General features: G+C 74.2%; 10 protein-coding genes. 3 read left to right on the top strand and 7 right to left on the bottom strand.

Annotated elements, in window-relative coordinates; all coding sequences use genetic code 11:
• Positions 1 to 23 precede the first annotated feature (23 nt).
• The 5 genes from ACFWJ4_RS02195 to pdxH all read right to left on the bottom strand — a co-directional run bounded on the left by ACFWJ4_RS02195 (position 24) and on the right by pdxH (position 7,853).
• Complete coding sequence (locus ACFWJ4_RS02195; protein WP_380538367.1) at positions 24 to 1,184, bottom strand: FxsB family cyclophane-forming radical SAM/SPASM peptide maturase; 1,161 nt, start codon at positions 1,182 to 1,184, stop codon at positions 24 to 26.
• 35 nt (positions 1,185 to 1,219) lie between these two features.
• Positions 1,220 to 5,233 (bottom strand): FxSxx-COOH system tetratricopeptide repeat protein, encoded by a 4,014-nt coding sequence (gene fxsT, locus ACFWJ4_RS02190; RefSeq protein WP_359913866.1) that lies wholly within the window; start codon positions 5,231 to 5,233, stop codon positions 1,220 to 1,222.
• Positions 5,223 to 6,635 carry a TIR-like protein FxsC gene (locus tag ACFWJ4_RS02185; protein ID WP_380538365.1) on the bottom strand — a complete coding sequence of 471 codons (1,413 nt, stop codon included), beginning with the start codon at positions 6,633 to 6,635 and terminating at the stop codon, positions 5,223 to 5,225. The genes fxsT and ACFWJ4_RS02185 overlap by 11 nt, the downstream gene beginning before the upstream one ends.
• Before the next feature lie 239 nt (positions 6,636 to 6,874).
• Positions 6,875 to 7,066 (bottom strand): FxSxx-COOH cyclophane-containing RiPP peptide, encoded by a 192-nt coding sequence (gene fxsA / locus ACFWJ4_RS02180; protein WP_359913861.1) that lies wholly within the window; start codon positions 7,064 to 7,066, stop codon positions 6,875 to 6,877.
• A gap of 154 nt (positions 7,067 to 7,220) precedes the next feature.
• Positions 7,221 to 7,853, bottom strand: a complete 633-nt coding sequence (pdxH, locus tag ACFWJ4_RS02175) for a pyridoxamine 5'-phosphate oxidase (protein ID WP_380538477.1) — start codon at positions 7,851 to 7,853, stop codon at positions 7,221 to 7,223.
• 437 nt (positions 7,854 to 8,290) lie between these two features.
• Here pdxH and ACFWJ4_RS02170 point away from each other — a divergent pair, with 437 nt between their 5' ends.
• Together ACFWJ4_RS02170 and serC are read left to right on the top strand one after the other, a co-directional pair.
• Positions 8,291 to 9,391 (top strand): citrate synthase 2, encoded by a 1,101-nt coding sequence (locus ACFWJ4_RS02170; RefSeq protein ID WP_359913858.1) that lies wholly within the window; start codon positions 8,291 to 8,293, stop codon positions 9,389 to 9,391.
• A 174-nt stretch (positions 9,392 to 9,565) separates the two neighbouring features.
• Positions 9,566 to 10,693: a phosphoserine transaminase gene (serC, locus tag ACFWJ4_RS02165; protein ID WP_380538364.1), complete on the top strand. Its 1,128-nt coding sequence runs from the start codon at positions 9,566 to 9,568 to the stop codon at positions 10,691 to 10,693.
• 304 nt (positions 10,694 to 10,997) lie between these two features.
• On the opposite strand, the gene thpR is transcribed toward serC, so the two are convergent.
• Positions 10,998 to 11,585 carry an RNA 2',3'-cyclic phosphodiesterase gene (gene thpR / locus ACFWJ4_RS02160; protein WP_380538363.1) on the bottom strand — a complete coding sequence of 196 codons (588 nt, stop codon included), beginning with the start codon at positions 11,583 to 11,585 and terminating at the stop codon, positions 10,998 to 11,000.
• 44 nt (positions 11,586 to 11,629) lie between these two features.
• Between thpR and ACFWJ4_RS02155 the strand changes: the two genes are divergently transcribed.
• On the top strand, positions 11,630 to 12,166 hold the full coding sequence (locus ACFWJ4_RS02155) for a GNAT family N-acetyltransferase (protein WP_380538361.1): 537 nt from the start codon (positions 11,630 to 11,632) through the stop codon (positions 12,164 to 12,166).
• A 45-nt stretch (positions 12,167 to 12,211) separates the two neighbouring features.
• On the opposite strand, the gene ACFWJ4_RS02150 is transcribed toward ACFWJ4_RS02155, so the two are convergent.
• Complete coding sequence (locus tag ACFWJ4_RS02150) at positions 12,212 to 13,786, bottom strand: MFS transporter (RefSeq protein ID WP_380538359.1); 1,575 nt, start codon at positions 13,784 to 13,786, stop codon at positions 12,212 to 12,214.
• Positions 13,787 to 13,893 lie beyond the last annotated feature (107 nt).

The raw sequence follows: 13,893 nt of genomic DNA, 5'->3' as shown, positions 1-13,893 counted from the left end.
CGACGCCTGCCCCGCACCGGTCCTCAGCTCCCCGCCAGCCCCGCCACCCCCGCCCGCAGGCGCCCCGCGATGTGCCGGACCAGCCGGTCCAGGTCCGCGCAGTACACCGACGGGTGCCCGAAACCGTCCCCCGCGTACCGGTGCGCGTACAGCCCCCCGCCGCAGACCCGGGCCAGCGGGCAGCCGGCGCAGACCGGCCCGAGGCCCGCGAGGCCGCGCTGGCGGGCCCGGAAGGCCGGGTGCGCGCCCGCCCGCGCGAAGCCGTGCCGCCACACGTCCAGGCCGGTCCCGGGGGCGCCGTCGTAGGCCACCTTGAGGCTGTCCGCCTGCTCGATCGTCCCGTCCGCCTCGACCACCACCAGGTCGACGGGCGCCAGCCCGACCGCCTCGCTGGCCGCCCGCCCGCCGAGCAGCAGCACCGCCAGCTCCTCGAACAGCCGCACCCCGGTCTCCCGGCGCGGCGCGTCGTACCAGCGGTCGAAGGCGGCGATCAGCCACTGCCCGTACGGCGCCGGCTCCGCGCCCGACGGCGGCGCGTCCGGCACCGGCCGCGGCCGGACGCCGGGCGGCGGCTCCCGCCAGGTCGCGTGCGGCAGCAGCAGGTCGATCCGGGGCGGCGCGAACTCCAGCAGCGCCTCGTAGGTGGCCACCGGGTCCGACTCCAGGTCGACGACGCACAGCAGGCCGGCGAAGAGGTCCCGGTGCCGGTCCGAGCCGAGCAGCCGCACCGCCTCGGCGGTGCGTGCCCAACTGCCCGCGCCGGAGGGCAGTCTGCGGTGCCGGTCGTGGTCGGCCCGGGTGCCGTCCAGCGAGACCCCGACCGCGACCCGGTGGCGGTGCAGCACGTCGAGCAGGGCCGGTTCGTCCAGCAGCCGCAGCCCGTTGGTCTGCACGGTGAACCGCGTCCGGGGCCGGACGGCCGCCAACTCGGCCAGCAGCGCGTCCAGATGGGCCGCGCCGACGAGCAGCGGCTCGCCGCCGTGCAGCACCACGGACACCTCGTCCAGCCCGTGCTCGGCCGCGTGCTCCTCGATCCGCCGGGCGGTGCGGCGGACGGTCGCGAGTTCCATCCGCCGCGGCCGCCCGCGCCAGCTCTGGTCCGCGCCCTCGTACACGTAGCAGTAGTCGCAGGCCAGGTTGCACCGACTGTGGATCTTCAGCAGGAACTGCCGGAACGGCACCATGCCGGTGAGCCTAGGCCACGCCGGCCGACCGTCCGTCACACGTGCGGCGGCTCCACGTCGGAGTCCAGCCGCGTCCCGGCCCGCACCGCGATCGTCGTCGGGTGCTCCTCCCCCAGGGTGATCCGGGCCCGCCGGATGCAGTCCGCCCGCAGCTCCGCCGCCCGCTCGGCGTACCCGAGGGCGGCCATCGACAGCGAGAGGTTGGAGTTGATGCCGATGGAGTCGTAGTGGTCCTGGCCGAGGGCCTCGGTCATCAGCGGCGCGGCCTCCAGTTCCAGGTCGAGCGCGTCCTGGAGCTCCCCGGCCAGCGACAGGTCGTTGGCGTGGTTCATCATCGCGATCGGGATGTAGAGGTGGTGCGCGCCGAGGACGGTGCGGAACTGCGCCAGCGTACGGCCGGACAGCTCGCGCGCCTCCGTCGCGCGCCCCGCCAGCCGCAGGTACACCGAGAGGTTGTTGGCGCCGGCCAGCGTCACCGGGTGGTTCTCGCCCAGGTAGTCGCGGTACCGCGCCAGCGCCCGTTCGGCCAGCGGGATCGCCCGCCCGGTGTCGCCGAGCGCGTTGAGGTCGCTGGCCAGGTTGGTGGCGGCGGCCAGGGTGTCGGGGTGCTCGGGGCCGTTGATGTCCAGGTAGCGCTGGTAGATGTCCTCGTCGATCTCCAGGGCCTCGTGGTACCGGCCGGCCCGGCGCAGCGCCACGGCCAGGTTCTTGCGGGCGCGCAGGGTGTCGGTGTGGCTGTCGCCGATGGTCTGCTGGTAGATCCGGACGGTCTCCTCCAGCAGGTCCAGGGCCTCCCGCAGCCGCCCGGTCTCGCGCAGGTCGCGGGCGTAGTTGGAGGCCGAGGAGAGCGCGTAGAGGCTGTGCGCGCCGAGCGCGTCGCGCTGCTGGAGGTAGTTGCTGCGGTGCCGTTCCAGGGCGGCCCGGCGGTCGCCGGCCAGGTAGTCGGAGACGGCGAGGTTGTTGGTGATCATCAGGGTGCGGGGGTGGTCCGGGCCGAGGGTGCGCCGGGCGGCGTCCAGGGTGCGGCGGTCGAGCGCCCGGGCCTCGTCGTAGCGGCCGAGGAAGCGCAGGTCGGCGCCGAGGCTGTTGGCGACGGCGAGGGTGTGGGAGTGCTCCGGGCCCAGGGTCGCGGTGAAGCGCTCCAGGATGTCCCGGTCCATCTCGTACGCCTCCTGGAGGGCGCCCTGGGAGCGGCGGATGTTGCTCAGCTGGGTGCGCAGCATGAGCGTCTGGGCGTCGTTGTCGACGTCGAAGCCGGGCCCGCCGTAGCCGTCCTGGCGCCAGTGCTCCAGGGTCCGTTCGGCGAGTTCCCGGCCGGACTCGTGCAGGCTGCGCTTCCACTGGTAGCGGACCGAGTCGATGATCCACTGCCGGACGTCCTCGTCGGCGCTGTCGAGCGCTCCGGACGGCCAGAGGTGGGGCAGGAGTTCGGCGTACTCGGCCCAGTTCACGGGCACGTCCGGGTCGCCGGGGTTGGCGGTGGCGAGCGCGGCGTGGACGACGCCGCGCAGTTCGGCCCGCCGCTCCTCCTCGACCTGGTCCCGCAGCACCGCCTGGACCAGCCGGTGCACGGTGATGGTCTCGCTGCCCTGGTCGGTGCGGGCGAGCCCGAAGCGGTTGATGGCGCGCAGGAACTCGCCGATCGCGAGCTTGTCGCGGGGCGCGCGCGGGGGCAGCCGCAGGGCGCGGGTGACGGCCCGGCTGTAGAGCAGCCGCATCGGGATGGCGTCCGGGCCGAAGAAGGCGCAGATCTCCAGGATCTGGGCGGCCGGGGCGTTCATCCGGCGCAGTTCCTCGACCGAGATGCGCCAGGTCGCGGCGGCCGAGTGCGGGTAGTCGGCGGCGCGCAGCCGGGTGCGCTCCAGCATCTCGGTGAGCTCTTCGTCGAGCAGTTCGAGGTAGGTGGCGATCGGCATCGACGTCTCCTGGAGCCAGACGGCGGCCTGGCCGACGGCGAGCGGCAGGTCGCCGAGGCGCTGCGCGACCTGGTCGGCGTCCTCCGAGGAGAGCCCGCCGTTGAAGCGGCGCAGCAGCCGGACGCTCTCCTCGCGGAGGAAGACGTCGACCTCCACCAGGCCGGCGTGCCGGGCCCAGCCCTGGTTGCGGGAGGTGATCAGCACGTGCCCGCCGGAGGAGCCGGCCGGCTGCCAGGGGGCGAGCTCCTCGGGGGTGCCGGCGTTGTCGAAGACGAGCAGCCACCGGCGGTACGGCTGGCCGCGGCGCAGCGCGTCGAGCACGGCGGCGGCGGTGTGCGCGACGTCGTCGCTGGTGGGCACGCCGAGCCGGGGCGCGAGTTCGGCGAGCTTCTGCGGGATGTTGGCGGGCTCCTCGGCGGGCACCCACCAGACCACGTCGTAGGCGGCCTTGAAGCGGTGCGCGTACTCGGCGGCGATCTGGGACTTGCCCGCGCCGCCGAAGCCGTAGAGCACCTGGCTGAGCACGGCGGCGGGCCCGCCGGTGAAGCGGTTGCGGAGCAGTTCGAGCAGCTTGCCGCGGCCGATGAAGGCGGCGTTGCGCGAGGGCGCCTCCTGGACCTGCGGGGCGGTGCCGGGGAACCGCGCGGGGGCGGCGAACTCCCCGCTGTCGGTGTCCGATTGACGGCTGCTGCCGGGCGGCGGGCCGAGTTCGGCGTAGAGCTGGGACTCGGCGCCGACCGCGGAGGAGCGGACCAGGTCGGGCACCGGCGGCCCGGTGAACGGGCGGGGCACCGGCTCGTCCGAGTCCTGGAGCCGGAAGGCGACCAACGACGGTGATCCGGAGGCGAGTTCGCGCCCCTGGAGGAGCTGCCAGACCTCGGCCGCACGGGGCAGCGCGGTGTACTCGGGCGAGAGCAGCGCGAGCAGCCGGCCCTGGCCGTCGACCGGCCCGGCGACCTCCGGCGGCCGGGGGCCGCTGTACGGCTCCGCGGCGCTGTGCAGGGAGGTCTGGTAGCCGAAGCGGGTGAGCGTCCCGGCGGCCCACTCGGCCCACATCCGGTCCTCGGGGGCGTAGCTGACGAACACCTGGCGCGGAACCGCCCGGGCGGAGCGCAGGTAGGCGCCGTAGAGCCGGCGGCGGGTCTCGGCGGTGAGCGGGCGCAGGGCGCGGACCCGGCCGTCGGTGATCCAGCCGGCCAGCCGCTCGAAGGCGTTGAGCAGGCTGCGGGCCTCCTGCGGCCGGTCGGCGACGGTGGCGGGCACCTCCTCGTAGGCGTAGAAGGGCTTGTACGGCACCTCGACGTCGGCCCAGTAGCCGGCCCGGCGGTCGCCGGCCAGCCAGCGGCCGAGGTAGGGGGCGAAGGCCTCCCGGGCGTAGTCGCGGCCGGCTTCCAGGCGCTCCTGCTCGGCGTCCTCGACCCGCATCGGCACCGGCAGGACCCGGATCGCCCGCTCCTCGGCCGCGGCGATGTCGCGGGCCGCGTCGACGCCGCCGCGGATGTTCTGGACGCTGAAGGTGAAGCAGTCCACCACGGTGTCGGGCATCAGGACGGTGCAGATGCCGGAGGTGTCGCTGACGCCGGTGCGGCTGTCGATGAGCACGTAGTCGTAGCCGCGGGCCCAGCGGTCGCGCAGCTCGCGCAGGAACTCGCCGCCGCGGATGTCCCGGCCGTGGTAGAAGCTGCGCCAGTTGAAGCTGGTGACGGCGGCGGCGTAGGCGGCGTTCTGCCGGCCGGCGGGCAGGAAGTCGAGCCGGCCGCCGGGCGGCAGGTCGAGGGCGAGGCCGCAGACGTAGCCGTCCAGGCGCCCGGGCTCGTCCAGCCAGGCGGCCGGGGACTGCCCGACCGGCCCGGTGGTGGAGGGCAGCGCCTGCTTGACGTAGGAGCGCAGCAGGTCGATCAGGCCGTCGGTGGAGTGCAGTTCCGGGTCGACCAGCAGCGGGTGGTAGTACCGGTGGAGGCCGGGCGCCTCCAGGTCCCAGTCGACGACCAGGACGCGCAGGCCGCGGCTGGCGAGGATCCAGCCGACGTTGGCGAGCGCCATGGTGCGGCCGGTGCCGCCCTTGAAGGAGTAGAACGTGACGACCGATCCCGGTCCGCCGCGCTCCGGATCCGCGCCGGGCTCAGTGGTCATCGTTCTTCTCCCCCCTCAGCGGGACAGCGGTGTCCTTGCCCCGGCTCTGGTGCGGCAGGTCGGTGGAACCCGGGAGGCCCCGGTTGACGCGTGCGGGCCCCAGGCGGGGCCCCGGCGGGCCGGCCGGGATGGTCAGCCCGGGCATCGCCGGGCCGGTGTCCGGGCCGCCGGGGCCGAGGCCGAAGGCGTCGCCGCCATCGTCCCCCCAATCCAGGTTGTCGTCCATGAGCTTGTTCTGAGCGACCGTCACCATGATGGTGAGGTCGTTGTCGAAGCTCTCCCGGCTCACTTTGACCCGGAACAAGTGCTCCAGGTCGCTCCGGCGCAGCCAGTTGCGCCGGAACACGTCGCGCACGCCCGCCCAGAGCGCGTCGCGCCCCGGCCCGTCGGCCGGGTCGCCGCTGCCGGTGGGCACCATCACACCGGTGACGGGGTGGTTCTGCTCGTCGTACGCGCGCAGCGCGGAGCGGTAGCGCTCGGCCCCGGCCACCCACGGGTCCACCAGCAGGATGCTGACCTGGCTGTCCTCACGGGCCTGGTCGAGCTTGTCGGCGAGGGCGGTGTCGACCTCCTCCAGCGTGGTGGTGTGCCCGGCGCCGGTGATCACCTGCTGGGCGCGGGCCGCCAGGGACGGCTGGACGGGCGGGTGGTAGGGCGCCCAGTGCCACGGCTTGGAGCCGTACCAGCCGCCCTCGGCGGCGGACTCCGAGGCGCGCCCGGCGGCGGACTCCGAGGCACGCCCGGCCGCGATGAACAGCCGCACCATCCCGGGGGCGGACGCCGCGGGCGGCGCCGCCGGGGGCGGGAAGTAGCCGCGCACGGCGCCGAGGTCGAACTCGGGCAGCTCGCCGAGCCGGCGCGCGGCCGCGTCCCGGACCCGCTCCGCGACCACCCGGACGACCTGCTCGTACGCCCCGCCCTGCGCGGTGCGCAGCAGTGCCCGCAGGCCGTACCGGGCGTAGGCCTCGCCCATGTCCGGCTGGGCCCACTGGATCTTGTTGACCTCGTCGGCCAGGTCGCCCGACTCGACGGGTTCCCAGAGCACCGGGACGAGCGCCGGGATGAGTTCCCCGGTCTCCTCGTGGTGGCGCCGGACCCGGCCGCGGAAGGCGGTCCACTCCTTGCCGCAGTAGAGGCTGGTGAAGTAGGCCGGGGAGTAGAGCGCGATCATGGTCCGGCTGCGGCCGAGCATCGTGGCCAGCCGCTCGGCCCAGTCGTCGCCCAGGCGCAGCTGCTCGGTGTCCCGGTAGGCCAGTTCCTCGCTGCGCACGCCGGTGCCGACCAGCCGCCCGAGTTCGTCCCGCAGGTCGTTGAAGAACTGGTTGACGAAGGCGTCCTCGGCCTCGAAGTCCCGACGCGCGTAGCTGAAGAAGAAGTACGGCCGGTGTAGTTCCTGCTCCATCACCTGTTCCCCCCGTGCCCAACGGTCCGCGACGGCGCTGGTTTCATACCCCAGCATGTCCCGAACTCCACCGTCCACGCTGGCGAGTTGGCGGATTCGGCCGCCTCGTGGGGTTTAGCCGGTGGTCAAGCGCATTTCCCCGGCCGGGGGCGCTCCGGCGCTCAGGGGGCGCACCGGCGGGGGCGCGGGCGCCCGTCGGGCTCGACGCGCCGGGCGCGGGGGCGCGGGCTCCCGCGGTGCTACCGGTCGAGCGCCGACTGGAAGGCCGCGAGCGGCTCCGCGCCGGGGGTCAGGGCGTCCGCGACCACCCGGCGCAGCAGGTCACCGAGGACGGTGTCGGGCAGGGCGTCGAGTTCGTCGAGCGGCAGGGCGGCGACGTCGACCAGGTCAGAGCCGAGTCCAGCGGCGGTTCCCGCACCGGTGACGCCCATCAGTCCCTCACTCAGTCCCTCACTCGATCGTGTCGGCACGGCGGGCCGCCGGCCGGAGCTGCATCGGCCCAGGTCCGCGACGGGCATCCTACCGGACGGATGACGGTCCATCAGCTCCGCGCGGACGCCGCGCGGAGCCTTTGGGCCGAAGGGATCACGGGCAGAGCCGCTCCACCCGCCACCCCGTCGGGCCGGACGGGTCGGCGACGTAGCGGAGCCGGTCGTGCAGCCGGTTCTCCCGGCCCTGCCAGAACTCGACGCTCTGCGGGACCACCCGGTACCCGCCCCAGAACGGCGGGACGGGCACGCCCTCGCCCTCCGGGTAGCGCCGCTCCAGCTCGGCGTAGCGCTGTTCGAGGACCTCCCGGCCGCCGACCGGGCTGGACTGCTCGCTGGCCCAGGCGCCCAGCTGGGAGCCGTGCGGGCGGGTGCGGAAGTAGGCGGCGGTCTCGTCCCGGCCGACCTTCTCCACCCGGCCCTGGACGATCACCTGGCGGGCCAGCGCGATCCACGGGAAGAGCAGCCCCGCGTACGGGTTGGCGGCCAGCTCGGAGCCCTTGCGGGAGCCGTAGTTGGTGAAGAACACGAAGCCGCGCAGGTCGTAGCCCTTGAGCAGGACGGTGCGCGAGCTGGGCCGCCCCTCGGCGTCGGCGGTGGAGAGCACCATGGCGTTGGGCTCCACCACCCCGGCGTCGTCCGCCTCGTGGAACCAGCGGGTGAACTGGCCGATCGGCTCGGGCGCGAGCCGCTCCTCGACCAGGCCCTCGTGGCTGTAGTGCTTGCGCATCACGGTGAGGTCCGGTCCGGGGCGGGCCTCGTCGGCCAGGGTCCGGTTGGCGGGGCTCGGGGGCGTCGACTGGGCGCGATCCGGGGTCTGCACGCCAACATCATCCCGTACGACAAGCAACGGGCGCCGCTACCTCCGGACAAACCCCGGTGGGAGATGAGGTGACCCGCCGCCGCTTGACCGCCCGCCCCGTGGGGAATTGTCCGGAACAAGGCGTTTGGTTCCCGGGATCGCGGGGGTTCCGGGGCTCCCCCGGGCTCGACTTGCCCGCCCGGCGGGCAGGTCGAGCGGGCCCGCGGGAAACATCACCACGGTGGTGTATGGCGCAATGCACCCCGTGCCTGTCACTCTGGCACCGAGTGCCAAACACCATTCGGTCACTGGTGCGCCGCCCCACCACGGCGGAGCGCCGATCACAGAACTGAGGGAGCCGTCGCATGTCCGATTTCGTACCCGGGCTTGAGGGAGTCGTCGCGTTCGAGAGCGAGATCGCCGAACCCGACCGTGAGGGCGGCGCCCTGCGGTACCGCGGTGTCGACATCGACGACCTGGTGGGCAACGTCTCCTTCGGCCACGTCTGGGGCCTGCTGGTGGACGGCAAGTTCAACCCCGGCCTGCCGGCCGCCGAGCCGTTCCCGATCCCCGTGCACTCCGGCGACATCCGGGTCGACGTGCAGTCCGCACTCGCCATGCTCGCCCCGGTCTGGGGCCTCAAGCCACTGCTGGACATCGACGCCGAGCAGGCCCGCGACGACCTCGCCCGGGCCGCCGTGATGGCCCTGTCCTACGTCGCCCAGTCGGCCCGCGGCCAGGGCCTGCCGATGGTCCCGCAGAGCGAGATCGACAAGGCCGAGACGGTCGTCGAGCGGTTCATGATCCGCTGGCGGGGCGAGCCGGACCCGAAGCACGTCAAGGCCGTCGACGCCTACTGGACCTCGGCCGCCGAGCACGGCATGAACGCCTCCACCTTCACCGCCCGGGTCATCGCCTCCACCGGCGCCGACGTCGCGGCCGCCCTCTCCGGCGCGGTCGGCGCGATGTCCGGCCCGCTGCACGGCGGCGCGCCGTCGCGCGTGCTCGGCATGATCGAGGAGATCGAGCGCACCGGCGACGCGACCGCCTGGGTCAAGAACGCCCTGGACAAGGGCGAGCGCCTGATGGGCTTCGGCCACCGCGTCTACCGCGCCGAGGACCCGCGCGCCCGGGTGCTGCGCCGCACCGCCAAGGAGCTCGGCGCGCCGCGCTTCGAGGTCGCCGAGGCGCTGGAGAAGGCCGCGCTGGAGGAGCTGCACAACCGTCGCCCCGACCGCGTGCTGGCCACCAACGTCGAGTTCTGGGCCGCCATCATGCTGGACTTCGCCGAGGTCCCGGCGCACATGTTCACCTCGATGTTCACCTGTGCGCGCACTGCCGGCTGGTCGGCGCACATCCTGGAGCAGAAGCGCACGGGCCGGCTCGTGCGCCCCTCCGCGCGCTACATCGGCCCCGGCCCGCGCCGCCCCGAGGAGATCGAGGGCTGGGACGCCATCGTCCACTGATCCCCTCCCAGGGAATACCGGACGAGCGTCCGGACAGTGCCCCTGAGCAGCGGGTCCGGCTCCGGCCGGGCCCGCTGCCGCAGCTCTCCGGCCCGCCTCCGGGCAGCAGTGATCACGGTCTCAGCGGGCGGACGGCCGTACCCCGCCGAACCCTCCGGCCGGTAGGCTGCGCGCGTGGCTCAGATCCAGATCCCCGCTGACATCAAGCCCGCAGACGGCCGTTTCGGCTGCGGACCGTCCAAGGTGCGCCCCGAGGCCCTGAGTGCCCTCGCCGCGACCCAGACCTCCCTGCTCGGCACCTCGCACCGCCAGGCCCCGATCAAGGACCTGGTCAAGCGCGTGCGCGAGGGCGTGAGCAGCCTGTTCTCGCTGCCGGACGGCTACGAGGTCGTCCTCGGCAACGGCGGCTCCACCGCCTTCTGGGACATCGCCGCCTTCGGCCTGGTGCGGGAGAAGTCCCAGCACCTGGACTTCGGCGAGTTCTCCTCGAAGTTCGCCTCCTCGGTCAAGGCCGCGCCGTGGCTCGGCGAGCCGACCGTGATCAAGACCGCCCCGGGCACCCACCCGCTGCCGGTCGCCGAGGCCGGCGTGGACGTCTACGGGCTCACCCACAACGAGACCTCGACCGGCGTCGCGATGCCGATCCGGCGTCCGGTGGGCGCGGACGAGGGCTCGCTGGTCCTGGTGGACGCGACCTCGGGCGCCGGCGGCCTGCCGGTGGACATCACCGAGACGGACGTCTACTACTTCGCCCCGCAGAAGTCCTTCGCCTCCGAGGGCGGCCTGTGGCTGGCGACCTTCTCCCCGGCCGCGCTGGAGCGCGCCGCCGAGATCGCCGGCTCCGGCCGCTACATCCCGCCGTTCTTCTCGCTGCCGACGGCCATCGACAACTCGTCGAAGGACCAGACGTACAACACCCCGTCGCTCTCCACCCTCTTCCTGCTGGCCGACCAGCTGGAGTGGCTGAACGGCAACGGCGGGCTGGACTGGGCGGTCGCCCGCACCGCGGACTCCTCGTCCCGGCTGTACTCCTGGGCCGAGAAGTCCGCCTACGCCACCCCGTTCGTGGCGAACCCGGCCGAGCGCTCCCAGGTGGTCGGCACCATCGACTTCGACGAGTCGGTGGACGCCGCCGCGGTCGCCAAGGCACTGCGTGCCAACGGCATCGTGGACACCGAGCCGTACCGCAAGCTGGGCCGCAACCAGCTGCGCATCGCGATGTTCCCGGCGATCGACCCGGCGGACGTCGAGGCGCTCACCCACTGCATCGACCACGTGGTCGAGCAGCTCGCGCAGGTCTGACCGGTCCCCCGAGGACACGGCCGAGGGCCACCGCCGACGGGCGGTGGCCCTCTCGCCGTTCCGGGGCCGGGCCGGGGGTCCTCCCGCCGGGGGCCGCCCTAGCGGCCGACCAGCGAGCTGATCAGCACGACGACCAGCATCAGCACCAGGGTGCCGGAGACGATGCGCATACGAGTCTTGGGATCCACGGTCATCGAGCGTACCTCCGGCCCCGCCCCGGACTCCTCCCGGGCCCTGGCCCCGGGCCTTCCCGGCCCCGCCGCCGGGGCCTCGCGACCCCGGTCCCGGAGCCGCCCCCGGGGCCTCAGCCCCAGTCCGCCAGCGGCCAGGTGCGCAGCGACTCGTAGTGGACGGAGCCGCCGCCCGGGTCGCTGCGCACCAGGTGCAGCCCGGTGGCGTCCCACTCCGGCCCCCGGTAGTCGGCCAGCGCCGCCACCAGGCCGTCCAGCTCGGCCGCCGCGACCCGCCGCACGGCCCTGCGGTGGCCGCGCGAGGAGCCGGCCCGGGCGAGGGTGAGGTGCGGGTGGAAGGCGTAGTCGTCGGTCGCACCGGTGACCTCGGCGGTGGCCGCGGTGACGGCGTCGGCCAGCCGGCGCAGCGCCCAGGTCCGGCCCTCGACCCCGGCCCAGAGCACCCGGTCGCCGAACCGCCCCGCGCCCGCGATCCGCAGCCGGTGCACCGGGTGGACCTCGGCGACGGCGGCCAGGCCCGCCGCCAGCTCCGGCAGCCGCTCGGCCGGCACCTCGCCCAGGAAGGCCAGGGTCAGGTGCCAGCCGTCGACGCCGGTCCAGCGCAGCCGCTCCGCCCCGGGCAGCTCCCGCAGCGGCGCGACCGCGTCGAGGAGCCCCTGCAGCGCCTCGACGGGCGGCAGCACCGCCACGAACAACCTCATGGATCAATCTTCCCGCGCACCCCGGTTCGGGATAGAACGGATCCATGATCGATTCCAGCGGCGTGAAGATCCGCACCGGAGGCCGCGAGGACATCCCCGACGTCCTCGCCCTGCTCGACGGCGCCGTGGCCTGGCTGGCCGGCCGCGGCCGCACCGGCCAGTGGGGCGACCGGCCCTTCAGCACCGACCCGGCCCGGGTGGAGCACATCGCGAAGTACGGCGCCGAGCCGTTCCTGATCCGTCTCGCGGTGGACGACCGGGGCCGTACGGTCGGCTCCTGCGTGCTGTCCGAGGAGCGCGGCGCGTACGTCCCCGCCGTGGCCGAGCGCGAGCTGTTCGTCCGCAACCTGGTCACCGACCGCACCCGCAAGGGCTCGGGCATCGGCGCCGCGCTGATCGCCGACGCGGTGGAGGAGGCCCGCCGCCGCGGCATCGGCCTGCTCCGGGTGGACTGTTACGCCGGCGCCGACCGCGGGCTGGTCGCCCAGTACCGCGCGCTCGGCTTCACCGAGACCGAGGGCTTCGAGGTCGAGCGGCCGGACGGCGTCTGGCCGGGCCAGGTCCTCGCCATCCGGCTCTGAACCGCCACGGGCCCCCGGGACGCCTCCCGGGGGCCCGACGGACGGTCAGCAGGCCGCGGCCAGCTCCGACTTGGCCGCCGGCGCGGTCCGCGGCACGAAGGCCACCACCCGGCCGCCGCGGCCCGGGTGCAGGTCGAACCGCACCCGCAGGTCCGCGCTGCGGGCCAGCACCAGGCCGACCGTGCCGGCCGCCGCCGCGGACACCAGTCCGCAGGCCAGCAGGCCGAGCCGGGGCCCGTACGAGGCGGTCACCCAACCGACGATCGGGGCGCCGATCGGCGTGCCGCCGGTGAAGACCAGCACCAGCAGGCCCATCACCCGGCCGCGCATCGCGGGGTCGGTGGCCAGCTGCAGCGAGGAGTTGACCGAGGTGTTGAAGCTCAGCCCGAAGACCCCGACCAGCATCAGCAGCAGCGCGAAGGTCCAGTAGTCGGGCGCGAACGCGGCGACCACCTCCAGCGCTCCGAAGGCCAGCGCCGCGCCGACCAGCCGGCGCAGCCGCGGCACGCCCCGGCGGGCGGCGAGCAGCGCACCGGTCAGCGAGCCGATCGCCATCGCGGTGTTCAGCAGGCCGTACTGGCCGGCGCCGACCTTGAAGGTGTCGTACGCGAAGCCGGAGAGCAGCGTGGGGAAGTTGAAGCCGAAGGTGCCGATGAACCCGGCCAGCACCATCGGCCAGAGCAGCTCGGGCCGCTCCTTGACGTACCGCAGCCCCTCGCGCAGCTGACCCTTCTCGCGGGCGATCGGCTCGGTCGGGCGCAGTTCGCTCTCCCGCATCGCGAGCAGCCCGCCGATCACGGCGGCGAAGGACAGCGCGTTGACGGCGAACGCCCAGCCGCTGCCGACCGCGGCGATCAGCAGGCCCGCGACGGCGGGGCCGACCAGCCGGGCGGTCTGGAAGTTGGCGGCGTTCAGGCTGACGGCGTTGGCGAGGTCCTTGGGCCCGACCATCTCGGAGACGAAGGCCTGCCGGGTCGGGTTGTCCACCACGGTGACCAGGCCGAGCAGCAGCGCGAAGGCGTACACGTAGTACGGCGTCACCACGCCGCCGACGGTCAGCACCGCGAGGCCGGCGGCCAGCAGGCCCATCGCGCCCTGGGTGAAGACCAGCAGCCGGCGCTTGGGCATCCGGTCGGCGAGCACGCCGCCGAACAGGCCGAACAGCAGCATCGGCAGGAACTGCATGGCGGTGGTGATGCCGACCGCGAGCGGGCTGCCGGTGAGGCTCAGCACCAGCCAGTCCTGGGCGATGCGCTGCATCCAGGTGCCGGTGTTGGAGACCACCTGGCCGGCGAAGTAGTAGCGGTAGTTGCGAACGCGCAGTGAGGAGAACATCCCCCCGGGCCTGGTGAAGCGGGTGCCGGTCGGCGACGAGAGCGGCCGGGCGGAGCCCGTCGCAGGAAGGGCGGTGGCGGGCGACGGGTGGGAGGCCGCGTGGGCGCGGCGCTGGGCGGCGGAGTCCGCCGCGGTGCGTTCGTCGGGGTCGTCGTCGCCGTTGCCGGGCAGCCCCGTGGGGGCGGGTGCCTGGGCGTCGGCGGCCGCGGCAGTGGCCGCGGCGGGGTCGGTGGTCGGGTCGTCGGTGCGGATGGCGGCGGCGCTGGCTGCGGCCGGCGGTGTCACGTTGGTCTCCCCTCGTGGCGGGGGGGGCCAGGCGGGGGGGGGCGGGGCGCGGGGGGGGCGGCCGGGTATAAACCCACCCGCCGCAACATTGTGTTTTAAAAAAAAAA

The organism is Kitasatospora sp. NPDC127067 (assembly GCF_042724755.1).
GTDB lineage: Bacteria > Actinomycetota > Actinomycetes > Streptomycetales > Streptomycetaceae > Kitasatospora > Kitasatospora lactacystinica.
Note: the sequence above shows the minus strand (reverse complement) of the source record. Positions and strands in the feature narration are given on the sequence as shown.